Origin of the sequence: Pseudoclavibacter sp. RFBI5 (assembly GCF_002931395.1) — a bacterium.
In the GTDB taxonomy this organism is placed as follows: domain Bacteria; phylum Actinomycetota; class Actinomycetes; order Actinomycetales; family Microbacteriaceae; genus Pseudoclavibacter.
The window spans coordinates 1-23,079 of sequence record NZ_PSYA01000017.1 but is presented as its reverse complement, the minus strand read 5'-3'; the positions used below and the strand labels follow the sequence as shown (position 1 = coordinate 23,079).

Annotated in this window: 24 protein-coding genes and 1 pseudogene; 17 read left to right on the top strand and 8 right to left on the bottom strand. The window is 68.7% G+C overall.

Annotation, left to right across the window (positions count from 1 at the left end; all coding sequences use genetic code 11):
- The first annotated feature begins 6 nt into the window (after positions 1-6).
- The 5 genes from C5E06_RS18315 (at position 7) to C5E06_RS18295 (ending at position 6,812) form a co-directional block, all read left to right on the top strand.
- Positions 7-1,053, top strand: coding sequence for an NADPH:quinone oxidoreductase family protein (locus C5E06_RS18315; RefSeq protein WP_258067772.1), 1,047 nt, complete (start codon positions 7-9; stop codon positions 1,051-1,053).
- Positions 1,054-1,134: 81 nt separating this feature from the next.
- Positions 1,135-2,262, top strand: coding sequence for a Gfo/Idh/MocA family protein (locus C5E06_RS18310; protein WP_181063041.1), 1,128 nt, complete (start codon positions 1,135-1,137; stop codon positions 2,260-2,262).
- A 122-nt stretch (positions 2,263-2,384) separates the two neighbouring features.
- Positions 2,385-3,209 carry a PRD domain-containing protein gene (locus C5E06_RS18305; RefSeq protein WP_104244591.1) on the top strand — a complete coding sequence of 275 codons (825 nt, stop codon included), beginning with the start codon at positions 2,385-2,387 and terminating at the stop codon, positions 3,207-3,209.
- A 106-nt stretch (positions 3,210-3,315) separates the two neighbouring features.
- Positions 3,316-5,268 carry a beta-glucoside-specific PTS transporter subunit IIABC gene (locus C5E06_RS18300; RefSeq protein ID WP_104307816.1) on the top strand — a complete coding sequence of 651 codons (1,953 nt, stop codon included), beginning with the start codon at positions 3,316-3,318 and terminating at the stop codon, positions 5,266-5,268.
- Positions 5,265-6,812, top strand: coding sequence for a glycoside hydrolase family 1 protein (locus C5E06_RS18295; protein WP_104307815.1), 1,548 nt, complete (start codon positions 5,265-5,267; stop codon positions 6,810-6,812). The genes C5E06_RS18300 and C5E06_RS18295 overlap by 4 nt, the downstream gene beginning before the upstream one ends.
- 268 nt (positions 6,813-7,080) lie before the next feature.
- On the opposite strand, the gene C5E06_RS18290 is transcribed toward C5E06_RS18295, so the two are convergent.
- Together C5E06_RS18290 and C5E06_RS18285 are read right to left on the bottom strand one after the other, a co-directional pair.
- Positions 7,081-7,719, bottom strand: coding sequence for a recombinase family protein (locus C5E06_RS18290; protein WP_104307814.1), 639 nt, complete (start codon positions 7,717-7,719; stop codon positions 7,081-7,083).
- 9 nt (positions 7,720-7,728) lie between these two features.
- The gene (locus C5E06_RS18285) at positions 7,729-7,830 is read right to left on the bottom strand and encodes a helix-turn-helix domain-containing protein (RefSeq protein WP_258063555.1); all 102 of its coding nucleotides are present in this window, start codon (positions 7,828-7,830) and stop codon (positions 7,729-7,731) included.
- On the opposite strand from C5E06_RS18285, the gene C5E06_RS18280 reads away from it, so the two are divergent.
- The 5 genes and pseudogenes from C5E06_RS18280 to C5E06_RS18260 all read left to right on the top strand — a co-directional run bounded on the left by C5E06_RS18280 (position 7,790) and on the right by C5E06_RS18260 (position 11,013).
- Entirely contained in the window at positions 7,790-8,212 is a 423-nt protein-coding gene (locus C5E06_RS18280; RefSeq protein ID WP_308471443.1) for a PadR family transcriptional regulator, read from the top strand. The two genes, C5E06_RS18285 and C5E06_RS18280, sit on opposite strands and share 41 nt — an antisense overlap.
- Before the next feature lie 2 nt (positions 8,213-8,214).
- The gene (locus tag C5E06_RS18275) at positions 8,215-8,742 is read left to right on the top strand and encodes a hypothetical protein (protein ID WP_258067771.1); all 528 of its coding nucleotides are present in this window, start codon (positions 8,215-8,217) and stop codon (positions 8,740-8,742) included.
- Positions 8,743-9,012: 270 nt separating this feature from the next.
- Positions 9,013-9,354, top strand: a complete 342-nt coding sequence (locus C5E06_RS18270; RefSeq protein ID WP_146081419.1) for a hypothetical protein — start codon at positions 9,013-9,015, stop codon at positions 9,352-9,354.
- A 216-nt stretch (positions 9,355-9,570) separates the two neighbouring features.
- Positions 9,571-9,730 (top strand): annotated as a pseudogene (locus C5E06_RS18265) (IS110 family transposase); the annotation flags it as partial.
- A gap of 41 nt (positions 9,731-9,771) precedes the next feature.
- Positions 9,772-11,013, top strand: a complete 1,242-nt coding sequence (locus C5E06_RS18260) for an MFS transporter (RefSeq protein WP_104244581.1) — start codon at positions 9,772-9,774, stop codon at positions 11,011-11,013.
- A 48-nt stretch (positions 11,014-11,061) separates the two neighbouring features.
- Here the strand turns inward: C5E06_RS18260 and C5E06_RS18255 are convergent, their stop codons facing one another.
- Positions 11,062-11,991, bottom strand: coding sequence for a DMT family transporter (locus tag C5E06_RS18255; RefSeq protein WP_258063548.1), 930 nt, complete (start codon positions 11,989-11,991; stop codon positions 11,062-11,064).
- A gap of 83 nt (positions 11,992-12,074) precedes the next feature.
- On the opposite strand from C5E06_RS18255, the gene C5E06_RS18250 reads away from it, so the two are divergent.
- The 3 genes from C5E06_RS18250 to C5E06_RS18240 all read left to right on the top strand — a co-directional run bounded on the left by C5E06_RS18250 (position 12,075) and on the right by C5E06_RS18240 (position 14,149).
- Positions 12,075-12,821: a DUF429 domain-containing protein gene (locus C5E06_RS18250; RefSeq protein ID WP_104307812.1), complete on the top strand. Its 747-nt coding sequence runs from the start codon at positions 12,075-12,077 to the stop codon at positions 12,819-12,821.
- An 80-nt stretch (positions 12,822-12,901) separates the two neighbouring features.
- Positions 12,902-13,666 (top strand): class I SAM-dependent methyltransferase, encoded by a 765-nt coding sequence (locus tag C5E06_RS18245; protein WP_104307811.1) that lies wholly within the window; start codon positions 12,902-12,904, stop codon positions 13,664-13,666.
- 45 nt (positions 13,667-13,711) lie between these two features.
- Positions 13,712-14,149 (top strand): VOC family protein, encoded by a 438-nt coding sequence (locus C5E06_RS18240; RefSeq protein WP_104301535.1) that lies wholly within the window; start codon positions 13,712-13,714, stop codon positions 14,147-14,149.
- Positions 14,150-14,167: 18 nt separating this feature from the next.
- Here the strand turns inward: C5E06_RS18240 and C5E06_RS18235 are convergent, their stop codons facing one another.
- Both C5E06_RS18235 and C5E06_RS18230 read right to left on the bottom strand, forming a co-directional pair.
- A complete protein-coding gene (locus C5E06_RS18235) occupies positions 14,168-15,019 on the bottom strand; it encodes an SDR family oxidoreductase (RefSeq protein ID WP_104307810.1) in 852 nt (283 codons plus the stop codon).
- Complete coding sequence (locus C5E06_RS18230) at positions 15,016-15,387, bottom strand: helix-turn-helix domain-containing protein (protein ID WP_104244573.1); 372 nt, start codon at positions 15,385-15,387, stop codon at positions 15,016-15,018. Before C5E06_RS18230 ends, C5E06_RS18235 begins: the two co-directional genes overlap by 4 nt.
- Positions 15,388-15,566: 179 nt before the next feature.
- Between C5E06_RS18230 and C5E06_RS18225 the strand changes: the two genes are divergently transcribed.
- Complete coding sequence (locus C5E06_RS18225) at positions 15,567-16,211, top strand: NAD(P)-dependent oxidoreductase (protein WP_104301521.1); 645 nt, start codon at positions 15,567-15,569, stop codon at positions 16,209-16,211.
- Between the two features lie 173 nt (positions 16,212-16,384).
- Here C5E06_RS18225 and C5E06_RS18220 read toward each other — a convergent pair whose 3' ends face one another.
- From C5E06_RS18220 to C5E06_RS18210, 3 genes are all read right to left on the bottom strand, one after another.
- Positions 16,385-17,410: an NAD(P)-dependent alcohol dehydrogenase gene (locus C5E06_RS18220; RefSeq protein ID WP_104307809.1), complete on the bottom strand. Its 1,026-nt coding sequence runs from the start codon at positions 17,408-17,410 to the stop codon at positions 16,385-16,387.
- A 131-nt stretch (positions 17,411-17,541) separates the two neighbouring features.
- Positions 17,542-18,204 carry a GAP family protein gene (locus C5E06_RS18215; RefSeq protein ID WP_104307808.1) on the bottom strand — a complete coding sequence of 221 codons (663 nt, stop codon included), beginning with the start codon at positions 18,202-18,204 and terminating at the stop codon, positions 17,542-17,544.
- A 237-nt stretch (positions 18,205-18,441) separates the two neighbouring features.
- Positions 18,442-19,773 (bottom strand): aspartate aminotransferase family protein, encoded by a 1,332-nt coding sequence (locus tag C5E06_RS18210; protein ID WP_219820249.1) that lies wholly within the window; start codon positions 19,771-19,773, stop codon positions 18,442-18,444.
- A gap of 235 nt (positions 19,774-20,008) precedes the next feature.
- On the opposite strand from C5E06_RS18210, the gene C5E06_RS18205 reads away from it, so the two are divergent.
- The 3 genes from C5E06_RS18205 to C5E06_RS18195 all read left to right on the top strand — a co-directional run bounded on the left by C5E06_RS18205 (position 20,009) and on the right by C5E06_RS18195 (position 22,944).
- On the top strand, positions 20,009-21,058 hold the full coding sequence (locus C5E06_RS18205) for a phosphotransferase enzyme family protein (RefSeq protein WP_181063039.1): 1,050 nt from the start codon (positions 20,009-20,011) through the stop codon (positions 21,056-21,058).
- A gap of 157 nt (positions 21,059-21,215) precedes the next feature.
- Positions 21,216-22,469: an ammonium transporter gene (locus C5E06_RS18200; protein ID WP_104301531.1), complete on the top strand. Its 1,254-nt coding sequence runs from the start codon at positions 21,216-21,218 to the stop codon at positions 22,467-22,469.
- A gap of 136 nt (positions 22,470-22,605) precedes the next feature.
- Entirely contained in the window at positions 22,606-22,944 is a 339-nt protein-coding gene (locus C5E06_RS18195; protein WP_104244561.1) for a P-II family nitrogen regulator, read from the top strand.
- Positions 22,945-23,079 lie beyond the last annotated feature (135 nt).

The following is a 23,079-nucleotide window of genomic DNA, read 5'->3' as shown; positions in this document are numbered from 1 at the left end:
AAACGCATGCCGGATGCTCTGCCAGACCAGCCCACGCACGACGCGCCACGCGCCCCTGTGCCCGACCGAACCACTGGGATGCGAGCGGTCGTGAACTCGACGGATGGCGGCCCACGGAGCTTGCAGCTCCGCGAGGTGCCGGTCCCGCACCGAGCTCCCGGTCACGTGCTCGTCGAGGTGCGGGCGGCTGGCGTCGCGTTCCCCGACGTGCTGCAGTCGCGCAGCGAGTACCAGCACCGCATCCCGAATCCGTTTGTGCTCGGCAGCGAGTTCGCGGGAGTTGTCGCCGAGGCCGGCGAAGATTCCGGGTTCGCAGAGGGCGACCGGGTCTTCGGCGTCGCCAGCCATGGCGCCTTCGCCGAGTACGTCGTCGCACCGGCCGACCGGGTGCTGCCGCTGCCCGACTCGATCAGCTTCGTGGATGCCGCGGCCCTGCCCATCAACCTCCTGAGCGCCGACTTCGCCCTCCGCGACCGCGGGCAGGTGCGGGCAGGGGAGACCGTCCTCATCCAGGGGGCCGCTGGCGGGCTCGGCGTCGCGCTCATCCAGCAGGCGAAGCTCATCGGCGCCACCGTCATCGCCGTCGTCTCGACCGAGGAGAAGGCTGCGCTCGCACGCTCGGTCGGCGCAGACCACACGGCCTTCGCCGCAGACTTCCTCACCGAGGTCCGCCAGCTCACCGACCACCGCGGCGTCGACGTCGTCCTCGACCCCGTCGGCGGCGACCGCTTCACCGACTCCCTACGGTGCCTCGCGAAGCGCGGGCGCCTCGTCGTGCTCGGCTTCACCGGCGGCAGCATCCCGACCGTCAAGACCAACCGGCTGCTGCTTGGCAACATCTCCGTCGTCGGCGCGGCTTGGGAAGGGCTCATGCCCGAGTGCCTCGTGTCACTCCCCGAGCAGTGGGCGCGGCTCTCGCCCGCCGTCGAGCGCGGCGAGCTGCGCGCCTCGATCACCGCCGTCGTCCCCCTCCGCGAAGCAGCCGAGGCCGTCGCGAGCCTCGAGGAGCGCCGCGCCCGCGGCAAGGTCGTGATCGACCTCGGCCTGGAGTAGGCGGACGCCGCGAGCTGCACCGCGGCTCACGAGACGACGCGCCCCTCGACTCACTCCCTCGCCCGATGCCAGACTCGGATGATGACCGACCCCACCACCCCCGCGTTCGTCGCCGAACTCCCCGCCCCCATCGCTCGCCTCGCGGAGGGTGTCGAGCTGCTCGATCCGGCGGATGCTCCCCCGCTGCGCTGGGGAATCCTCGGCGCCGGCCACATCGCGCGCAGATTCGCGCACGAGGTGCCGCGTCACACCCGGTCGGCAATTGCGGCGGTCGGGGCGCGCGAGCTGTCGCGCGCCGAAGCCTTCGCCCAGGAGCTCGACGTCGAGCGTGCGTACGGTTCCTACGGCGAGCTCATCGCGGATCCGAGCGTCGACGCGATCTACCTGGCAACCATCAACTCGACACACCACGAGCTCGCGCTCGCGTGCATCCGCGCAGGCAAGCCGGTGCTCGTCGAGAAGCCGTTCACGCTCAATGCCCGCGAGGCCCGCGAGGTCTTCGCAGCTGCCGAACAGCGTGGAGTGCTCGTCGTCGACGGCATGTGGACGCGGTTCCTCCCCCAGTTCACGGTGACGAGGCAGATCGCCGCCAACGGAATGCTCGGTCGCCTCGTCACCGCCCACGCGAACTTCGCCGGGATCATGGATGCCCCCGTCCCGCGCATCGTGGACGTCGAACAAGGCGGTGGCGCGCTGCTCGACATCGGCGTCTACTCGGTCGCCGCGGTCCACGACCTCATGGGCTCGCCCGTCGAGGTCGCCGCGGCAGGCAACCTGATTCCCGGGTACGCCGTCGACGGGTCCGCATCCGTCATAATGCGCACCGCGAGCGCCGTCGGCACGGCTCGGTGCAGTTTCGAGGGACGAGCCGCGTCGAGCGCGGAGTTCGTGTTCGAGCACGGCATCGTCGAACTGCCCGGGGAGTTCTTCATTCCGGGAATGCTCCGCGTGAGCGAGTTCGACCGAGACGGGTCCGGGGAGGCCACGGACGAGTCGACCGATGGCGTCGGCGGCGCCACCGTCAGCGAGTGGGACGCGACGGTGCCAGGCGGCTTCCAGTTCGAGGCCGCCGAGTTCGCGCGTCTCCTCGCAGGCGGGGCCACGCAGTCTCCCGTGATGCCCTGGCAGGCATCCATCGAGATCTTGGAAGTGCTCGACCAGGCCCGGGCCGCGGTTGGCGTTGTCTACCCGGGCGAGACGACCCCGTAGCCCTCCCGCTTGCCATGTCTCGAGGATGTGGTTACAGTGACAGCGGCTTGTCACTGCTTCCGCAGGCAACACCGCAGCTGTTTCGACGACGATTTCAGCAAGCGTGTTCCTAGGAGAGCAAGATGATCATTCGGCGGGTACTCAACAACAACGTTGTTGACGCGTTGGACGACTCCCTGCAGGAGGTCATCGTCTTCGGCAAGGGACTCGGGTTCCGCTCGAAGCCGGGCGAGCGCGTCGACCAGTCGCTCGTCGAGAAGGTCTTCCGGCTCGAGGACGACGCGGCCAGCCGGCATTTCGCCTCCATCGTCGACTCGATCCCGGCCGAGATCCTCACCGCCACCGCCGACCTCGTCGCCCGCGCGCGCGCCGAGTTGAGCGCGAAGATCAGCGACAGCCTCTACGCGAGCCTCGCGGACCACTTCGTGTTCGCCGTGCAGCGTGCCCGCGACGGCGGCGACTTCACCGTGCCGCTCGCCGTCGAGGTGCGCCGCTACTACCCGAGCGAGTACGCCTTCGCGAAGAGCGCCGTCACCGAGCTCAACTCGCGCCTCGACGTCGACCTCCCCGAGGAGGAGGCGACGAGCATCGCCCTCCACGTCATCAACGCCCAGGTCGGCGGCGCCGCCGACAGCGCGGCCCGCCTCATGGAGCTGACCCACTCGATCCTCGACATCGTGCGCCTCCACTTCGGCCTGCACTACGACGACGCCAACTCGTCGTATCTCCGCTTCGTCACCCACGTGCGCTTCTTCGCGCAGCGTGTGCTCCTCGGCGAGACCGTGCAACGCGACGACGCCGAGCTGCTGCGCATCCTCACCGAGCAGAAGCCGGCAGCGTTCTCGAGCGTCGACAAGGTGGATGCGTTCGTGAAGCGCAGCCACGGGCACGCGATGAGCGCCTCCGAGAAGGTCTACCTCGGTCTGCACATCGCGAACTTCCTCTGACACGGCACCGCCGCATCCACCCCACAGTTTTCAACACCCCAAGAATCCACCGCAGCGTGAGGGCAACCGCGTGAAGCCGGGATTCTCCCCGACCAGGAGACACCCCATGAAGTATGAGAAAGACGCCGCAGCGATCATCGCCGCAGTCGGCGGCGAAGAGAACATCTCCTCGCTCTACCACTGCGTCACCCGCCTGCGCTTCGGCCTGAAGGACAACACGAAGGCAGACCAGGCCGCGCTCACCGCGATCGGGCCCGTCGTCGGCGTCAACGACGCCGGCTCGCAGTACCAGGTCATCATCGGCAACGACGTGCCGCTGGTGCACAAAGCGATCGTTGCTGACCTGCCGCGCCTCGCGAGCTCCGAGGAAGGCGCAGCGGATGCATCCGCCGGCACCAAGGGCGGCAAGCAGAAGCTGCACACCCGCTTCTTCGACTTCATCTCCGGCGTGTTCGCCCCCATCCTCCCGGCCATCGCCGGCGCGGGCCTGCTCAAGGGTGTGCTCGCCCTCATCAACGCGTTCGGCTGGGTCGACCCGAGCTCGCAGACGTTCCTCATCTTCTCGGCCATCGCCGACGCGGTCTTCTTCTTCCTGCCGATCGTCGTCGCCGTCTCGGCAGCGCGGAAGCTCAACGCGAACCCCTACGTCGCGGCATCCCTCGGCGCGGTGCTCGTCTACCCGGCGCTCACGACCATGCTCAGCGCCGGCGAGCCGGTCGCGCTCCTCGGGGTCACGGTCACGTCGGTCTCCTACGCGTACTCCGTCATCCCGGTGCTCCTGGGCGTCTACCTCATGTCGTGGGCTGAGCGCCTCTTCACGAAGATCATCCCGTCGTTCCTGAAGCTGACCTTCGTGCCAATGCTCACGCTCGTCACGGTTGTCCCGATCACGCTCGTCGCCCTCGGCCCGCTCGGCACCTTCGTCGGCAACGGCGTCGCGGGCGGCATCAACTGGGCGCTCGACAACGGCGGCGCACCCGCCGGCTTCGTGATCGGCGCGCTGCTCCCGCTCATCATCATGACCGGGATGCACTACGCGCTCGTCCCGTTCATCCTGCAGAACCTCGCCACCCTCGGCTACGACAAGTTCCTGCCCCTCACCTACGTGCAGACCTTCGCGACCGCCGGTGCAGTCTTCGGCGTCTTCCTCCGCGCCAAGAACGCGCAGATCAAGGCACTCTCCCTCTCGACGACCTTCACGGCCCTCATGGGCGTCACCGAGCCAGCCCTCTACGGACTCGCACTCCCGCTGCGCCGCCCCCTCATCGCCTCCATGGCGGGAGCCGGCGTCGGCGGCGCCATCTCGCTCGGCTTCGGCGTGCAGGCCTACGTGCTCGCCGGCAACGGCGGCCTCCCCGGCCTGCCGGGCCTCGTCGGAGCCACCTTCGGGTGGGCGATCCTCGGCATCGTCCTCGCGTTCATCGTCTCGACCGTCGTCTCCGCCATCCTCGGCATCGACGAGTCAATCCTCGCCAAGGCCTCCCAGACCGTCGCGGCGCACGAGAAGCCGGCGGCCGCAGCCACCGCAGCCAGCGCCGCCTCGACGAGGGATGCACCCCTCGCGCCCTCGAGCGGCGAGCTCATCGCCTCCCCCATGGCAGGCGAGCTCATCCCCCTCGACGACGTGCCAGACAAGACGTTCTCGCAGCGTCTCGTCGGCGACGGCGCCGCCATCCGCCCGACCAGCGGTCACGTCACGTCGCCCGTCACGGGAGAAGTCGTCACCGTCTTCCCGACCAAGCACGCCGTCGCCATCCGCAGCGACCAGGGCACCGAAGTGCTCATCCACATCGGCATCGACACGGTCTCCCTGCAGGGCCGCGGCTTCGAGGCGCACGTCGCGGAAGGCGACCGCGTCACCATCGGCGACCCGCTCATCGACGTCGACCTCGACGCTGTCAGCGCCACCAACGACACCGTGACGGTCATCGTCATCACCAACCTCGGCCTGCGCTCGATCGTGCCGGGTACTCCCGGCACGCGCGGGAACGGCGACGCGCTCATGCACGTCCTCTCCACCATCGACGCCGAGGCCAGCCACAAGGAGGCAACCGCATGACCCGCACCACGGAGCAGCGCACCGCAACCGACCCGAGCCCGCACGGAGCCTCCGGCGCCTTCCCCGAGGGATTCCTCTGGGGAACTGCGTTCGCCGCGAACCAGGTCGAGGGTGGCTTCGACCAAGACGGCAAGGGCCTCTCGCAGGCCGACGTCATCCCCTTCCGCAAGACCGGCGACTACGTCGACATCACCTCGCTCATGAAGGCGACGGATGCGCAGATCGCCGAAGCCATCGCCACCCCGGGCGCTGCCGGCTACCCCAAGCGCTCGGCAAGCGACTTCTACAACCGCTGGGAGGGCGACGTCGAGCTCTTCGCGGAGCTCGGCCTGAAGTCGCTGCGCATGTCGATCGCCTGGTCGCGCATCTTCCCCAACGGCGACGACGCCCAGCCCAACGAGGAAGGCCTCCTCTTCTACGAGCGTCTCTTCACGCGCCTCCGCGAGCGCGGCATCGAACCGGTCGTCACGATGTCGCACTACGAGATGCCCCTGCACCTCGTCACCGAGTACGGCGGATGGTCGAACCGCGCCGTCGTCGGCCTCTTCGAGACGTACGCGAGGACCATCCTCACGCGGTACCGGGGACTCGTGCGCTACTGGCTCACGTTCAACGAGATCAACACGACCCTCATCGAGCCGTACACGGGCGGCGGCATCATCGAGCGCGAACCCGAGGACGGCGTCGACCCACGCCAGGTCGGCTACCAGGCGCTGCACCACCAGTTCGTCGCGAGCGCCCTCGCCACGAAGGCCGCCCGCGAGATCGCCCCGGATGCGCAGGTCGGCTGCATGCTCGCCCGCATGGCCCACTACCCGGCCACCTCGGCGCCCGCCGACATCGTGCGGGCCCAGTGGGACAACAACATGAACCTGTTCCACACCGACGTGCAGGTGCGCGGCCGGTACTCGGGAACCGTGCGGCGCTTCTGGCGCGACACGGGCATCCACGTCGCCATGGAGCCGGGCGACGAGGCGCTCCTCGCCGCCAACACGGTCGACTTCATCTCGTTCAGCTACTACATGAGCCTCGTCTCCTCCGTGAGCCCCGAGCAGTACGGCGCAACGGGCGGCAACCTGTTCTCGACGATCAAGAACCCCCACCTGCAGACCACCGAATGGGGCTGGCACCTCGACCCCGAGGGCCTGCGGTTTGTGCTCAACGACCTGTGGGACCGCTACCAGGTGCCGCTGTTCATCGTCGAGAACGGCCTCGGGGCGACGGATGTGCTCGAAGGGTCCGGCGACGACCGGGCCGTGCACGACGAGTACCGGATCGACTACTTCCGCCAGCACCTGCAACAGGTTCGGGAGGCCATCGAGGACGGCGTAGACCTGCTCGGCTACACGTCGTGGGGCGGACTCGACATCGTGAGCGCCTCCACGTCGCAGATGACGAAGCGGTACGGGGTCATCTACGTCGACCTCGACGACGAGGGCGCCGGCAGCGGCGACCGCGTGCGGAAGGACAGCTTCCACTGGTACCGGGAGCTCATCGCCTCGAACGGCGCCACGCTCGAGGCGCTGCCCGCAACCGGCGCGTAGGCAACACTGGCCAGTGACCACGGCCGTTCGTCCCGAGAGGGCCGCCATGCGTGCATGGCGGCCCTCTCCTGCCGCGCGGCGTCGGCCAGCCGGGCGATACGCTCGAAGCCACGCCTTCTCCCCCAATGCGCAGATTCTGTCACGCGAGAGGCCCCCGTCAAGAGCGTTCCGCGTCGCATGCGATGCGGCAAGCCGCGCCCTGGACCGCGGCCTCTCCCAGTGAGGGGCAGCAGGTATTGGGAGGACGGGCATGAAGCGGGCAGGCCGCTTACGCGGAGAGCTGCGTGCCGTCGAGCTTGGCGTCTTCGGCGGCGCGATCGAGCGCACGCGAAACGGACGAGCTGCCGACGCCGAGCACGGTCGCGATGCGCTGGATGCTGTGCCCTTGGGCGCGCATGTTCAGCGCCTGCTCTGTGCGCTCGGGCGTCATCACGGACGGGCGGCCACCGACGCGGCCCTGGGCTCGCGCGTGCGCGAGCCCAGGCTGTGTGTTCTCCCGGATCGTGTCCACGCGGAGCTGCGCGAAAACGGCGAGGATGCCGAACAATGCGCGCCCCATCGGCGTGGTCGTGTCGATGTTGGGCTCAGTGAGACTCTTGATGTTGATGCCGCGATCGTGCAGCTCACTGATGGCCTGAATGGCCATCGTCTCGCTATCCGCGATGCGGTCGAGACGGCGCACGACGAGGGTGTCACCCTCGCGCAGATAGTCGAGGCAGGCGAGCCCCTGCGGCCGCTTGGCGGTGCCCGTTCCGGCGCCGGGTCGAGTGGCCTCCAGACACTGCGGGGCCCAGCGTCGCAGAGTCCGCACCGCAACGCCGGAGTGCTCCGCAAAACGCGTCCACGGCACGCCGTCCTGGTGTTGGCGCACAAGCTCGGCTTTCTGCCGGTCGCTGAGGTGCGCCATGATCCCTTGTCAGGCCCGCTCGACGTGCTCGGCCAAGTGCCGATAGATCGTGGGCCGGGACACCCCGAACGTGTCGGTAATTTCCTGCACGGTGTGGCCGCATTCGAGAATCAGCTTGCCAGGCTCTCGCTATTCATGCTTCACTACTAGCGTGTCTCGTATACAAGCTCGACAGGATGCGCAACTGACGCGCGCAGTGCTCCCGTTGGTAGTTCTGCAACTTATCCAGCAGGAGGAGTCCTACGGGTATGAGTTGGTCGAGCGCTTGACGGCGCTCGACCTCGAAGTCAGTACGGGGTTGGTATATCCCGTCCTGAACCGGCTCGAACGGGACTCTCTCGTCACGACGTTCTCCAGGTCGTCGCCGAGTGGCCCACCTCGTAAGTACTTCGCGCTGACGGATGCAGGCGCAATTGCACTCGCGGTCGCCCGACATCAGTGGGAGCAAACTGCTACGGCCGTGTCCGAAGCCATCGAACTCGAAAGGGAATGAGCATGTCACAATTCACTCAAGCCAAACATTCGACATCCATGCGCGCATCCATGTATTTGCTTCGTCTGGACTGGCACCTCGAGGGAGTCGTCTCTGCCTCCGAGCGTAGGCGCATCCTGAGAACGCTGCGCGACGAAATTGACACGGATGGGCGGCCGGCGCAAGCGGTAATTGCCGACCTGGGTGCCCCGCGAACACTTGCAGCACGCTATGGCGAGGGAGGATGGATGCGGCCGCTCTGGTCAATCGGCACGTTGACTGCCGCGGCAGCGCTCGGCACGTACTGGGTCGTGTTCCTCTCGTTCGCCGGGGGCATGCTGGCAGTGGTGGATAGCGTTGCACCGATGAAGGCGGAGGCAACCTTCTTCTTCGTGCCCGTCAACGCGTTCTCGAATGATCAGGGCTTCGGCATTGGGTGGTCGGGGGGATGGGAATGGCTCGTCGTGCCCATCGTCATCATCGCCATCTTCCTGCTCGTCGGCGCAAGGGTCTGGCGCCTATTCCGTCGCGACAGAACGACCACCGAGTAGATCGAAGGATCAATCGGTGATGGCGGGGACAACCACCACTCCCCAAGGTCGATGACAGAGATCGGCGTCACTGCGCCGCCACGAGGCGAATTGACTCACGCATGAGACAGGACATACATCGCCGTGATCACGGCGACTTCTACGGCTGTGATTCACAGACGTTGACGGCGTCCGGCTCAACCTCTCCCCCACAAACGATCGTTTGCGGGGGAGCAGCTGCCGGGCCACGCTTGTGGGAACGAGCCGAGCGCGACGCCGAGGAGCAAGCTGATGACCGTCCGTCTAGACAGCCCGAAGCGGATGACCACGATCTCGTACCGCCTGCACGACGCGGCCGATTTCGAGAACTCCAAGGGTGGCTATCTCGTGAGGCCAACGTACTGCGAGGTGAAGTGGTTCTCCGGTGCAATCGGCAAGATCGAGGTGACGGGAAACGTCGTCTCTCGCAAGACGGGACTCGTCGGCAACCGGCTCATCAGCGAGACGTTCATCATCCACGCGGCCAGCGAGGGGGAAGACGTGAACCCGAGCCAGGCCTTCGACGGCCCCGGCGTAGTCGTGGAGATCTTTCAAGCCGCAGTCTCGCTCGGCGAACGCGGTTCCATTGACTGACAGCAGGACGGCGGTCACTGACCGGTTCCGGCAGCGGCTCGGGCATCCAGGCTCTGGCGCTGGAGGTCAGCAGCTGACATCACTCGCCCCATAGACCCGAGCCGTCTGGTCGAAGCGGGAGCGGCCCATGGCCTGCGATCTTGGTCCAGTCACCGTCATAAACGATCAGTTTCGAGCGATTGCTGAAATCCACAAGACCGCATCCGCACCACTTTCAGAGACCCAGTTTCAGGGTCGTACTACAACCGGCAACGAGGGCAAGGCAAACGCCACAACCAAGCACTCGTGAACTCTCGCGAGACGACGCTGCGACGTTCTCTGCGCAATACTCCGAGACGGCACCATCTACCAGCCACCTATGGCTCCTGCCGCTTGACAAGACCATAGGGACAACCCCTCATCTGAAACGGACCCCAATTGCCCGCTTCCCCCCAGCGCCGCCGCTTCGCGCTGTTCGTGCTCTTCTTCCTGCCGGGCATCACGATCGCATCCTGGGTGACCCGCACCCCCGACGTCCGGGATGCGCTCGGCGCGTCGACCGCGGAGATGGGGCTGATCCTCTTCGGCCTGTCGGTCGGGTCGATGGTCGGCATCCTCAGCTCGGGCCGGCTCGTCAGCAGGTTCGGCGCGCGCCCGGTCATCGCCGTCGGCATGACCCTCGTCGCGGCGAGCGCGCTGACGATCGGGGCGGGTGCGGCGCTGGCCTCCGGCATCGTCGTGGCCCTCGGGCTCGCCCTCTTCGGCCTCGGCATGGGCGGCGCAGAGGTGGCGCTCAACATCGAGGGGGCTGACGTGGAGCGGCAGCTCGGCAAATCGACGCTGCCCGCCATGCACGGCTTCTTCAGCCTCGGCACCACCATCGGCGCAGTCGGCGGCATCGTCGCGACCGCCACGTCCTTCCCCATCCTGGCGCACCTCAGCATCGCCGCCGTGGTCGTCGCAGTGGGGCTCGTCGCCTCCATCCGCCTCCTTCCCCCGGCTACCGGCAGGGCGGCGCTCGAGGTGAGCACCGTCAAGGCAGATGCGCCAGCCAGCAGCCCGCTCTGGCGCGACAGGACGCTGCTGCTGATCGGCGTCATCGTGCTCGCGCTCGCCATGGCCGAGGGCAGCGCCAACGACTGGCTCCCTCTCGTCATGGTCGACGGGCACGGTTTCGACGCGGCCTGGGGCTCCGGCATCTTCGCGGTCTTCGCCCTGTCGATGACCGTCGGACGGTTCGTAGGCGGCTCGTTCGTCGACCGCTTCGGCCGGCCCGCGGTGCTGTGCGCGAGCGCGCTGATCGGCGCGGCAGGGCTCGCGCTCATCATCTTCGTCGACAACCAGGCGGTCGCTGCCTGCGCCGCGATCCTGTGGGGCCTCGGCACGGCACTCGGCTTCCCCGTGGCCCTCTCGGCCGCTGGCGCCTCGGGCGACCGGCCCGATGCGCGCGTCGCGTTCGCCGCGACGCTCGGGTACATCGCGTTCCTCGTCGGTCCACCCGCGCTCGGCTTCCTCGGCGAGGACTTCGGGCTCAGGTCCGCGCTCATCGCCGTGCTGGCCCTCGTCGCCGTGGCCGCCGTCGCGAGCTGGCTGGTCGGCCGCGGGGCACCGCGGCAGGAGGGCTCCGACGTCGCAGTCGCACCGCGATCGAGCTCCGAGAACTCGACCTCGCAGCGCTGAAGACGCCCGCGCTCGTCAGCTACCCGGTTCGTTGCGACACAGGCGGATTCAAGCCGCCCGCCGGAACGCCTGCGCGTTCGCGACGACCACGCCGACGATGACGATCGCCCCGCCCACAAGCTGCCCGATCGTGAACGGCTGTCCTGCCAGCAGGGTGAACGCGACCGTGAACACGGTGATCAGGTTCAGGAACACCCCTGCTCGGGCCGCCGGGATGACGGCGAGCGCGCGGTTCCAGAGCAGGTAGGACAGCACCGACGGGAACACCGCGATGAGCAGCAGCGACGTGAGCGCTTCCGCTGAGACCGGGAGCTGCGGGCCGCCCGTCGCGAGGGTGACCGGCGCGACGAGGAGCACGGTGATGACCGCCTGGATCGACGTCGAGGTGATCGGGGGCAGCGGCGGCGATCGGCGGCCGATGATCGTGTAGGCCGTCCAGATGCCGACGGCGCCGAACATGAGCAGCTGTCCGATCCCGAACCCCGCCTCCAGGAACGCACCGACGTCGCCGCCGCTCACAACGACGAACACGCCGACGAGGGCGATCACGACACCCCAGACGCCGGTGCTGGTGAGGCGCTGGTTCAGGAAGACCGCGGCGGCAACCGCGATCACCGCCGGGTTGAACGCGTTGATGAGGGATGCGCTGAAGGCATCGCTGTACTGCAGGGCGGCGTAGAGCGTCAGGTTGTAGCCGACGAGCCCCGTGCAGCTGAGGGCGAGCAGCCACGGCCAAGCACCGAGCACCTCCCGCCACTTCGGACGCTCAACGAAGTGCGCGATCGCGAGCAGCGGCACGGCGGCGAGCGTCCAACGCCACAGCACGAGGCTGAGCGGGTCCAAGGTCTTGAGCACTGCCTCGCCGACGATGTAGTTGCTCGCCCAGAACAGGGTCGCCCCGAGCAGCGACAGCACTGCGATCACCAGCGAGCGACGAGCGGATGCGTCCTGCGCCGCACCCAACGAGCCCACACTCACGAGCACCCTCCCTGACCCGGGCAGCGGAACGCGGCTCGACCACGTCAGCCTAGCCAGGCGGCTCGCCCGCTAGCGTTGGCGGCATGAGAACCGTTGGCGTTGACCTGGCCGCCGAGCCCACCCGGACGGCGCTCGCCGCCATCGAGTGGGGAGCGGATACGGCCCGCGTGGCCGAGCTGCGGCTCGGCATCCACGACGCGGACATCGTCGACCTGTCGGTGGATGCGACGAGCATCGGCATCGACTGCGCGTTCGGCTGGCCCATCGAGTTCGTCGAGTTCGTGACGGCGCACGCAGGACGGGCGACGGGGGCGCGCACGCACTCCGGCATCGACCTGCGTCGGCGTCTCGCCTACCGAAACACGGACCGGGTCGTGCGCGAGCGCACGGGGCGGTGGCCGCTGAGCGTATCCACGGACCGGCTCGGCATGACGGCCATCCACTGCGCCGAGCTGCTCGAGGCGTTCGAATCGACCGGCGAGGAGGTCGACCGCTCCGGCGGCGGACGCTTCGCCGAGGTCTACCCCGCCGCAGCCCTGCGCGCCTGGGGGCTGCTCACTCCCGGGTACAAGACCAAGCCGGAGGCGCGCGTCCTGGCGGCGGCGGCACTGCTGGATGCGCTCCCCTGGCTCGAGACGACCGACGAGCAGCGCCTGCTCCTCGGCCGCTCCGACGACGCCCTCGATGCCCTCGCCGCATCCCTCAACGCGCGCGCCCACGCGCTCGGCAAGACGCTGCCCGTCGCACCAGACCTGCTCGACGCAGCGAAGGTGGAAGGCTGGGTCGCCCTGCCGACCTGCTCCATCGCCGAGCTGGCGCCCCACGCCTAACGCCTGACGCCTGACGCCTGACGCCTGACGCCAGCCGGAACCGCCGCCGAGCGCTCAGCCACCGCGCCTAGCATCAGCGCATGACTCGAGCTGCGCGCAACTGGTTCACCGAGGGCGGGCGGGCCTACGCCGACTTCCGCCCGAGCTACCCCTCGACGCTGGCCGCTGAGCTGGCCGAGCTCACGCCGAGCACGGCCCTCGCCCTCGACGTGGGCTGCGGGAACGGCCAGTTCACGACCACCCTCGGCGACGTCTTCGAGGAGGTCGTCGGCCTCGACCCGAGCGAGGAGCAGATCGCCAACGCCGCGCCGCATCCGCGCGTCGAGTACGTGCAGGCGCCCGCCGAATCGCTGCCGAGCAGCATCCACGACGGCTCCGCCAGCCTGGTCAGCGTCGCCCAGGCCGCGCACTGGTTCGACCTGCCCAAGTTCTACGACGAGGTCACCCGAGTGAGCGCCGACGGCGGCATCCTCGCACTCCTCTGCTACGGCATCCTCCACATCGACGATCCGGCAATCGACGAACGCGCCCAGCGCTTCTACGCCGACGACCTCGACGCCTACTGGCCGCCGACACGGCGCCTCGTCGAACGCGAGTACCGCGACCTCCCCTTCCCGTTCGAGGAGCTCGAGTTCCGTGCTCCCAGCATCGAGAAGAACCTCACGCTGGATGCGCTGCTCGGCTACTTCTCGACCTGGTCGGCCGTCCGCGCCGCCCGCGAGGCCGGCCAGGAGCATCTCCTCGAAGCCGTCGGCCGTGACCTCGCCGAACTCTGGGGCGACCCCTCGACCGAGCGGCTGACGACCTGGCCCATCGGCGGTCGGGTCGGGCGAGTGAACCGGTAGCGCAGGCCCCGCATCCGCTCGGCAAAGCTGAGTAGCATGCCGACCATGCCCATCAGACTCGAGAATGTCGGCATCGCCGTCCGTGACCTCGAAGCGACCATCGCCTTCTTCACCGACCTCGGCCTGACCGTGCTCGGTCGCGATGAGGTGAGCGGCGAGTGGGCGTCCACGGCCGTCGGCCTCGACGGGAACCACGCGAAGATCGCCGTGCTGCAGACACCGGACGGACACGGACAACTCGAGCTCTTCGAGTACCTCAACCCAGAGGCCATCGAGACCGAGCCGACGCTGCCCAACGAGATCGGCATGCACCGCGTGGCGTTCTCCGTCGACGACCTCGACGCCTCGCTCGCGATCGCCGCCAGGCACGGCTGCCACCCGCTTCGTGGCGTCGCGAACTACCAGGACGTGTACAGGCTCACCTACCTGCGGGGGCCGAGCGGCATCATCGTGATGCTCGCTCAGGACCTCACGAAGAGCTGAGCAGAAGCCGAAGCGCGGCTACCGGCCGGCCAGGTACTCGGCGAACGAGACGGGGGCCCTGCCCGTGACCCGTTCGACGTCGACCGAGACCCTCGACAGCTCACCGCTCGCGATCGCCGTGTACGTGCTCACCCAGGCATCGTTCTGCCAAGGCGGCGCGCCCCACTTCGCCCGCGACTCGTACGCCTCCTCGAGCGTCTCGTCGTGGAACGTGACGGCGGTGCCGCTGGCGAGCGCGATCGCGTCCGCGATCTCGGCCGCGCTGAGGGCCTCAGGTCCCGTCAGGTCGTACGTCGCACCCTGGTGCGCATCCGGCGCGAGCAGCACGCTCGATGCGACCGCGGCGACGTCGGCGCGGCTCACGATCGACACACGTCCGTCTCCCGCGGGGCCGCGCAGCACGCCGTCGTCGCCAACGAACATGGGCATGACGTCCATGTAGAAATTGTCGCGCAGGAACGTCCACGCCATCCCCGACGCCTTGAGGTGCTCCTCCGTCGCGAAGTGGTCTCGCGCCAGCGTGAAGGTCGAGTCCGGCGATGCCCCGAAGAACGACGTGTAGACGACGTGCTCGACCCCGGCGTCCGCCGCCGCGTCGATGAACGCGCGATGCTCGTCGAGCCGCGTCTCGCTCTCGGACGCCGACACCATGAAGAGCGTGCGCACGCCGCGCAGGGCGGCCGTCGATGCGGCACGATCCGCGTAGCTGAAGGGCGCGACGACGCAGCCGGGCAGCTGGGGCGCCTTCGCCGGCGTGCGCGCGAGGAGGAGCTGCGGTGCTCCCACATCCGCGAGCTGCCTGGCGACGCGTCCGCCGACAGCGCCCGTGCTGCCGGTCACCGCGATGCGATCGACGCGTGATTCGCTCATGCCGCCCTGCTCTCGTCGTACCGGAGCTGGGCATCCCCGACGTCGGACATGTGCTCGGCAGCCCAGTCGGTGAGGATGCGGAGCGGACCGAGCAGGCTGCGGCCGACCTCCGTCAGCTCGTAGTCGACACGGGGCGGCACCTGCGGGAAGACGGTGCGCGTGACGAGGCCATCGCGTTCGAGGCCGCGGAGCGTCTGGGTGAGCATCTTCTGCGAGACGCCATCGACGGCCGCCTGGATCTCCGAGAATCGCTTCGGCCCGTCGTGCAGCGTGCCGACGACCAGCACCGTCCAGCGATCGCCGATCCGATCCAGCAGTCGCCGCGACGGGCAGTCACGGACGTACGGGTCCCACAGCGGCTCGGACATGGTCCACCCTTCCTCGAAGTATCCACAGGTTACCCAGTCACCAGCGGAGACTCAAGAGGTGCGCAAAGGGCACTTCGCGGTAACCGACTCCCCGCAAAGTGCCTTCTTCCCCTCCCCGCAGTCGGTCTCCTACGGTGACCTTCGGCGGCTGAAACGGCCGCCGCGACGAAAGGACCATCATGGCCAAGATCACCATCCTCGGCGGGACCGGATACGCCGGCAGCCACCTCGTCCGGGCGGCAGCCGCCGCTGGCCACGAGGTCACCTCGTTCAGCCGTTCGCGTCCCGCGGAGCCGATCGAGGGCGTCTCATACGTCAACGGCAGCGTGCTCGAGGACGGCACGCTGGAGCACGCGATCGACGGCGCCGAGGTCGTCGTCTCCGCGCTGGCACCCCGCGGCGAACTCGAGGGACGCACCCGGGGACTCCTCGCGAAGGCCGCCGAGCTCGCGGCTTCCAAGGGGGTGCGCTTCGGTGTCATCGGCGGCGCCGGCTCGCTGTTCGTCGCTGAAGGCGGCCCGAGGCTCTTCGACACGGAGGGCTTCCCGGATGCGGTGAAGCCCGAGGCCTCCGAGATGGCGGGCGTGCTCGACGACCTGCGCGCATCCGCCCCCGAACTCGACTGGTTCTACGTGAGCCCTGCTGCCGCGTTCGGGGCCTGGGCGCCGGGCGAGGCGACCGGCGAGTACCGCATCGGCGGCGACGTGCTCCTCACCGACGCGAACGGCGACTCGAACATCTCCGGTGCCGACTTCGCGACGGCGATCGTCGCCGAGATCGACACCCCCACCCACCGCCGCGCCCGCTTCGGCGTCGCGTACTGACTGACGGTACCCCCAGCCTCACCCTGCTTGCAGCACTCCTCATCCAGTCGCAGACCTGGGGGTTGCGCATGCTCGTTGCTCAGCAAGCATGCGCAAACCCCAGGTCTCCGGGAGGTGCGACAGCCAGGCAGGCAGACTGACCGGCGGGCGGGCGGGTGACCGTCAGACGAGGGCTACGGGACGATGACGGCGCGACCGCGGATCTCGCCAGCGTGCAGCTTCTCGTAGGCGGTGGTTGCCTCGTCGAGGGAGAACTGCTCGACGTGGATGTTGATGGCCCCGCGCTTCGCGAGCTCGACGACCTCCATGAGCTCCGTCCTGGAGCCCCAGTTGATGGCGCGGCCGGTGACGTCGAGCGGCACCGTCGTCTGACCGATCGGCACCGCGCCGCTCGCGACGCCGACGACCACGACGGATCCGGCGGCCGCGACCATCTTTGCGGACAGGTCAGCCGTCGGCTGGATGCCGACGAAGTCGAAGACCACCGTCGCGCCCAGACCGCGGGTGAGGTCCTTGACTGCGGGGACGGCATCCGGGTTGGACAGGAACGTGTGGTCCGCGCCGACGGTGCGGGCCAGCTCGAGCTGCGGCTCGCCGACATCGAGCACGACGACCGTCGCCGCGGAGAGCGCCTTGAGCAGCTGGATGGCGACGTGGCCGAGACCGCCGGACCCGATGACCACCGCAGTCGAGCCGGGGACGAGCTTCGGGAGCGCCGACTTCACGGCGCGGTACGGGGTGAGGCCGGCGTCGGTGAGCGACACGTTCTTGACCGGGTCGAGGTCGCCGATCGGCACCAGGTGCCTGGCATCGTCGACGATCATGTACTCGGCCATGCCGCCGTCGCTGAAGATGCCAGGTGCGCGCATCCCCTTCTCGCAGTTCTGCTCGGCTCCGCTTGCGCAGTGGTAGCACCGGCCGCATCCCCACGGCCCGTAGACGATGACCGATTCGCCGATCTCGACGTCGTGGACGCCGCTGCCGATCGCCTCGACGACACCCGCGACCTCGTGGCCGAGCGTGAGCGGGAGCGGCTTGAAGTAGTAGTCCTCGGCCGAGGCGCCCATGATGAACTCGTCCGAGTGGCAGGCTCCAGCGGCCGTCACCTTGAGCAGGATCTCGCCGGCGGCAGGCGTAGGGGTCTCGATCTCGACGAGTTCTGGGCGCGAGCCGATCGCGCGGTACTGCAGTGCTTTCATGGCGCTGCCTCTCTCCGGGCGGAGGGACAGCCCGGCGTCATCGGGCGACGCGAAGCGCCGCGAACCCGGAAGTGGGGTTCCGTCCGATGCTACGCCTCGCTATGTGCCGAGTCAGCGACCGCGCGTGAGTTTCAGACGAAGAACAGCGCGACCGCGAAGCAGCCAGCCGCGAGCGCGAAGTGCAGCGTCGCCATCTTGCGGCTCGCCTTCACCTCCCCGGTCGTGAGACGCGCGTAGACCTCACGGAAGCGCTCCCGGGGGCGATCCTTGAACAGGACTCCGAGCACAAGCGCGATCACGGTCGGCACCGCGTAGATCACCGTGTAGGCCGCGAGCGCCGCAACCGCCGTCGGGGCGGGGACCTCGGCGTCGATGAGGCGCTCCACGGCAAAGAACATCGGGAACGCGTTCGGCAGATCCGCGACCGTCGCGACGACCCCGAGCGGGAACGCGGTGGCCGGATTCACCCAGCGCAGCAGCGGGTAGCCGCGGCGCTCGCGAGTTCGGAAGCGCCGCACCCCGAAGACGACGAACAGGATCCCGAAGCCGAGGAAGATGATGCGGCGCATCCACGTGGCGAGGTCGTCGACGAGCGTCCCGGCGAAGCTCGCCCCGAAGTACACGAGCATCGTCAGCCCGAAGAAGGCGACCGCTGCGCCCGCCGCGTAGACCCAGCCCGTCGGGACGGGTCGCTGAACGGTGAGCAGGATGAGGATGACAACCGCGATCGTCGACAGGTTGAGCGAGTCGATGACGGCGAGGCCGATGAGCGCGGCGACCAGACCGCCGCTCACCCCTCGCTCCCCCGCATGCCGTGGACTCTACCGGGCGGGCCGTCCGCTGACTCGCCTCGCCGGCCGCGATGCCCGCCGCGCCTGACCAACTTCAGTGCTCATTCGGCTGAAAACGCTCCTCAAAGCCGGCCAGGCCCCGGATGAGCACTGAAGTTGGTCAGGCGGCCCGGGGGAGGGCAGATCGGGGGCAGGCAGCGGCGACCGCAGTCCGAGATCGCGCGATCGCGCGCCCTCGCCTCAGCGCACCGGAACGTCCGCGAGCGCCGCGGCGAGCGCATCCGTGAACCGGTCGATGTCGTGCTCCTGGAACGACAGGGGCGGCCGAACCTTGAGCACGTTGTTGCTGGGACCTGCCGTCGAGGTGAGCACGCGGTGCTCGCGCAGCGCGTTGACGAGCGCGAGCGCTGTCACCCCGTCGGCTTCCTTGCTGGATGCGTCGGCGACGATCTCGACGCCCGTGAACTGCCCCGCGCCGCGGACGTCGCCGATGCGCGCATCCCCAACCGAGCGGATCGCGGCGCGCAGCTGGTCGCCGACGCTCGCCGCACGCTCCGGCAGCCCTTCGTCGCGCAGCACATCGAGCACCGCCTGCGCGGCGGAGATCGCGACCGGGTTCCCGCCGAACGTGTTGAAGTACGGGATGTTCGTGGCGAACGGCTCGAGCACCTCAGGGCGCGCGGCCATGCCGGAGACGGGGATGCCGTTGCCCATGGGCTTCCCCATGGTGACGATGTCGGGCACGATGTCGTGCCTCGCGAAGCCCCACATGCGCGGCCCGAGGCGACCGAAGCCCGGCTGCACCTCATCGGCGATCCACACGCCGCCGGCCTCGTGCACGGCGTCGAACGCCGGCTTGAGGAAGCCGCTCGGGTCGGCGGCGACGCCATCGGACGAGAAGACGGAGTCGGCGAGGAAGGCCGAGAACTTCACCCCGTGCCTGGCGAGGTCGGCGATGGCCGCGCGGATGTCGGCGGCGAGCTTCTCGCCGACGAGCTCGGGGGCGGTTCGGTAGGTGTCCGGCCCCGGCACGGTGCGCACCTCGGGCCCGAGCGTCTGCCCGCTGCCGAGCGCCGGGGAGACGCCCGAGGTCAGTCCAGAGGTGCCGTGGTACGCCTCGCTCGTGACGATGACGCCGCTGCCGCCGGTGTACGCGGCGGCGACGCGCAGGGCGAGGTCGTTCGCCTCCGACCCCGTGCACTGGTACATGACCTGGCCGATCTCCGCCGGCATCGTCGAGAGCAGGTCCTCCGTGTAGTCGAGGATCGCCTCGTGCAGGTAGCGGGTGTGGGTGTTGAGGGTGCCAGCCTGCGCCGCCATCGCCGCCACGACCCGCGGATGCGCGTGGCCGAGGCTCGCGACGTTGTTGTACATGTCGAGGTACTCGACGCCGTCGTTGTCGTAGAGGTACGTGCCGCTGCCCCGAACGAGGTGGACGGGGTTCGAGTAGAAGAGCCGGTAGGAGGGTCCGAGGAGCCGTGTTCGCCGCTCGACCATGGCCTCGGTCTCGGCCGCCGCTGAGGACTCCCCCACCCGGTAGCTGTTGCCGTCCATGATCGTCGATCTGCTCACGTGACGTGTCCTCTCCCGCGGGCGCACTTCGCCCGGTCGGCGCTTCGATCCTGTCCGGCCCAGTCGAGCGCACTGTTTCCTCCCGGTAAATCGTGTGTAACGAGTGCCCGTACATCGCTCATCTTCAGCGAATCAGCACCTAGACATGGATCACCCCGCACTCAGCCGGCACACACCAGAGCCGCCGCGAGCCGTGCATCCGCTGCACGAATCGCCCCAGCCCGAGGAGACGACCATGATCGAGGCAACGCTCAAGCAACCCGTCTCGGGGCTGCGCGTCTTCGACGCCCTCGTCAAGGGGGAATCGGCTCCCGCCTGGCTGCACGACGGGATGCTCGCAGCGTTCGGGCTCCCGCCCGAGGCCGCGACGAAGCTCATCTCCGTCTCCGAGAACGCGTCGTACCTCGTCGAGCTGGCAGGCCAGCCGATCGGGGTCGTTCGCCTGCAGCAGCCCGGCTACCAGGAGGGTGAGGGCCAGCTCCGCTCGGAGATGCTGTGGGTCGAGGCGATCCGCGACTCGGGATGCGCGGAGGTCCCGTCTCCCATCCCGGGCGCCGACGGACAGGTGACGCAGAGCATCCCGTCGCCCGACGGGATGGCCCTCAAGGCGGTGTACTTCGAGCATGTTCGCGGCTCGATCCTGCAGGACGTCGAGGACGCGACGCCGTGGTTCACGGAGCTCGGGCAGATCACGGCCCGCCTCCACGACCACGCGCGCAGCTGGCGGCGACCGGCGGGGTTCGACCGGTTCACGTGGGGTCTCCCCGACCTCCTCGGCTCGACCGCGAGGTGGGGCGACTGGCGCCGCGCCTCGCTGACGCCGGCACAGCTCGATCAGCTGGAGCGCGCCGAGATGTCGGCCCTCAGCCTCGTGCAGGCCGCGCCAGCTGGCTGGCAGGACTGGGGGCTCGTGCACTCCGACCTGCGCCCCACGAACGTGATCCGGGACGGCGAGCGGCTGATCGTCATTGACTTCGACGACTCCGGCTTCAGCTGGTTCCTCTACGACTTCGCGTCCGCGCTCACCTTCCAGGAGCACAAGCCCGAGGCACGCGTCATGGCCCGCAACTGGATCGATGGGTATCGATCCGAGGGACGACTGACGGATGCGCAGCTCGAGCTCGGCTGCGCCCTCTCCATGGTGCGCACGCTCACGATGCTCGGCTGGAGCACGACCCACCGCGATGAGGCGCTCCCGCCGGACCTGCAGGGCGGTGGCGTCATCGACGCCGCACTGTTCACCGCCGACCGGTTCCTGGCCTCCCCGACCTGGCTCATCGACTGACCCTCGCGGCTGTGGTCCACTGACCGCCGCCGCGCACCCGAGGCCCAAAGCCCCATCACGAGCGTGGCGCGCCCGCGAGCCGCCCGCTCCCCAGACTGCTCCACCCGTGCATCCCGCACGCCATCTCCCTCCATGACCCCAACACAAGGAGCCATGTATGCCCGCTGCCGATCTCGCCTGGATGCTCGCCGCATTCGGACTCGTCCTCCTGATGTTCCCCGGAATCTCGTTCTTCTACGGAGGAATGCTCAACAGCAAGAACATGCTCAACATGGCCATGATGGTCTTCGGCTCGATGGCCGTGGTCGCCGTCATCTACGTGCTGTTCGTGCACGGGATGGTGCTCGGAAACTCGGTGGGGGGCGCCGGAATCATCGGTGACCCGCTCGCGTTCGTCGGCATGGAGTCGTTCATGACGGACTCGTCCGAGGGCGACATCATCGCCGTCGACGCCTACTGGGGTGCCTTCTACATCCTGTTCGCCGCGATCAGCATCGCGATCGTCGCATCCGGTGCGGCTGGGCGCATGAAGTACTGGGCGTGGCTGGTCTTCGCCGCACTGTGGACGATCCTCGTCTACGCGCCCCTCGCCCACTGGGTCTTCGCGTTCACGAGCGACGACGGCGAGACGGTCGGCGGGTGGATGCGCAACGTCCTCGGCCTGCACGACTACGCGGGTGGCACGGCGGTGCACATGAACGCCGGAGCTTCGGCTGTGGCCCTCGCCCTCGTGCTCGGCCGCCGCAAGAACACGGAGCTCCGCCCGCACAACATGCCGCTCGTCCTTCTCGGCGCCGGCCTCCTCTTCTTCGGCTGGATCGGCTTCAACGGCGGAACGGCCGCAGGCGCGAACTTCCTCGCCGGCTACGTGGTGCTCACGACGACCCTGTCCGCGCTGACCGGCGCGTTGGGCTACCTGCTCATCGAGCGCATCCGCGACAAGCACGCCACGACGCTCGGCATGGCGACGGGCATGATCTCGGGCCTTGTCGGCATCACCCCGGCAGCGGACGCCGTCACCCCGCTCGGCGCGCTGGCCCTCGGCTTCATCACGGGCGCCGTGGTGGCGCTCTGCATCAGCTGGAAGAACCGTGCCAAGGTCGACGACGCGCTCGACGCGTTCTCGGTGCACGGCATCGGCGGCATCGTCGGGGCCCTGTTCGTGGTGTTCCTCGGCGCGGCCGCGGCACCGGCTGGCATCGCGGGCCTCTTCTTCGGCGGAGACCCGAGCCTCCTGTGGCGTGAGCTCGTCGCCATCGTCGTCACGTGCGTCTACGCGTTCGTCGTCACGTACCTGATCGCGTGGGTCATGAACAAGATCGTGCCGATCCGCGTGCCCGACGAGGTGGAGTCTGTCGGTCTCGACCGCGGCATCCACGCCGAGAGCGCCTACGAGTTCGAGGCACGTTGACCATGATGGAGACAGGCCGCATCGGTGTGCTCGGCAGGTCCGAGTTCACCCCGCGCGATCAGAACACGCAGTCGACGCGCGACCCCCACGACCAGAACGCACAGACAACGCCAGCACAGAAGAGGAGCGCACGCCGATGAAGCTCGTGACCGCAGTGATCCAGCCGACGAAGGTCGACGATGTGAAGGATGCTCTGGAGGCCGCAGGCTTCACGGGCCTCACGATTACCGAGGTGGAGGGGCACGGCCACCAGAAAGGCCTCACCGAGTTCTACCGGGGGCAGGCCGTGAAGGTCTCGTTCCGCGCCAAGACGCGTGTCGAGGTGCTCGTCGCCGACGAGACGCTCGAGAAGGCTCTGGACGTCGTGGTCGAGGCGGCCCGCACCGGCAACGTCGGCGACGGGAAGGTGTGGGTGACGGATGTCAGCCACGTCGTCCGCGTGCGCACGGGCGAGTCGGGCCCCGCGGCCGTGTAGTCCGCGCACCGTGTAGCTCACGCCATCGCGGCGCCCCAGATCGTTGTGGCCCGTTGCTGTTCCCGGCACTGGGAGCAGCAACGGGCCACAACGATCTGGGGCGCCGCGATGGCGTGAGCTACACGGTGCGCGGAC

What these genes read in the sequence shown, in the direction of transcription:
- C5E06_RS18205 (WP_181063039.1), top strand. Translation starts at nt 20,009, where the DNA reads ATGATCGAGGCAACGCTCAAGCAACCCGTCTCGGGGCTGCGCGTCTTC.
- C5E06_RS18195 (WP_104244561.1), top strand. Translation starts at nt 22,606, where the DNA reads ATGAAGCTCGTGACCGCAGTGATCCAGCCGACGAAGGTCGACGATGTG.
- C5E06_RS18250 (WP_104307812.1), top strand. Translation starts at nt 12,075, where the DNA reads ATGAGAACCGTTGGCGTTGACCTGGCCGCCGAGCCCACCCGGACGGCG.
- C5E06_RS18245 (WP_104307811.1), top strand. Translation starts at nt 12,902, where the DNA reads ATGACTCGAGCTGCGCGCAACTGGTTCACCGAGGGCGGGCGGGCCTAC.
- C5E06_RS18225 (WP_104301521.1), top strand. Translation starts at nt 15,567, where the DNA reads ATGGCCAAGATCACCATCCTCGGCGGGACCGGATACGCCGGCAGCCAC.
- C5E06_RS18270 (WP_146081419.1), top strand. Translation starts at nt 9,013, where the DNA reads ATGACCGTCCGTCTAGACAGCCCGAAGCGGATGACCACGATCTCGTAC.
- C5E06_RS18240 (WP_104301535.1), top strand. Translation starts at nt 13,712, where the DNA reads ATGCCCATCAGACTCGAGAATGTCGGCATCGCCGTCCGTGACCTCGAA.
- C5E06_RS18290 (WP_104307814.1), bottom strand. Translation starts at nt 7,719, where the DNA reads ATGGCGCACCTCAGCGACCGGCAGAAAGCCGAGCTTGTGCGCCAACAC.
- C5E06_RS18220 (WP_104307809.1), bottom strand. Translation starts at nt 17,410, where the DNA reads ATGAAAGCACTGCAGTACCGCGCGATCGGCTCGCGCCCAGAACTCGTC.
- C5E06_RS18295 (WP_104307815.1), top strand. Translation starts at nt 5,265, where the DNA reads ATGACCCGCACCACGGAGCAGCGCACCGCAACCGACCCGAGCCCGCAC.
- C5E06_RS18200 (WP_104301531.1), top strand. Translation starts at nt 21,216, where the DNA reads ATGCCCGCTGCCGATCTCGCCTGGATGCTCGCCGCATTCGGACTCGTC.
- C5E06_RS18310 (WP_181063041.1), top strand. Translation starts at nt 1,135, where the DNA reads ATGACCGACCCCACCACCCCCGCGTTCGTCGCCGAACTCCCCGCCCCC.
- C5E06_RS18300 (WP_104307816.1), top strand. Translation starts at nt 3,316, where the DNA reads ATGAAGTATGAGAAAGACGCCGCAGCGATCATCGCCGCAGTCGGCGGC.
- C5E06_RS18315 (WP_258067772.1), top strand. Translation starts at nt 7, where the DNA reads ATGCCGGATGCTCTGCCAGACCAGCCCACGCACGACGCGCCACGCGCC.
- C5E06_RS18305 (WP_104244591.1), top strand. Translation starts at nt 2,385, where the DNA reads ATGATCATTCGGCGGGTACTCAACAACAACGTTGTTGACGCGTTGGAC.
- C5E06_RS18275 (WP_258067771.1), top strand. Translation starts at nt 8,215, where the DNA reads ATGTCACAATTCACTCAAGCCAAACATTCGACATCCATGCGCGCATCC.
- C5E06_RS18235 (WP_104307810.1), bottom strand. Translation starts at nt 15,019, where the DNA reads ATGAGCGAATCACGCGTCGATCGCATCGCGGTGACCGGCAGCACGGGC.
- C5E06_RS18230 (WP_104244573.1), bottom strand. Translation starts at nt 15,387, where the DNA reads ATGTCCGAGCCGCTGTGGGACCCGTACGTCCGTGACTGCCCGTCGCGG.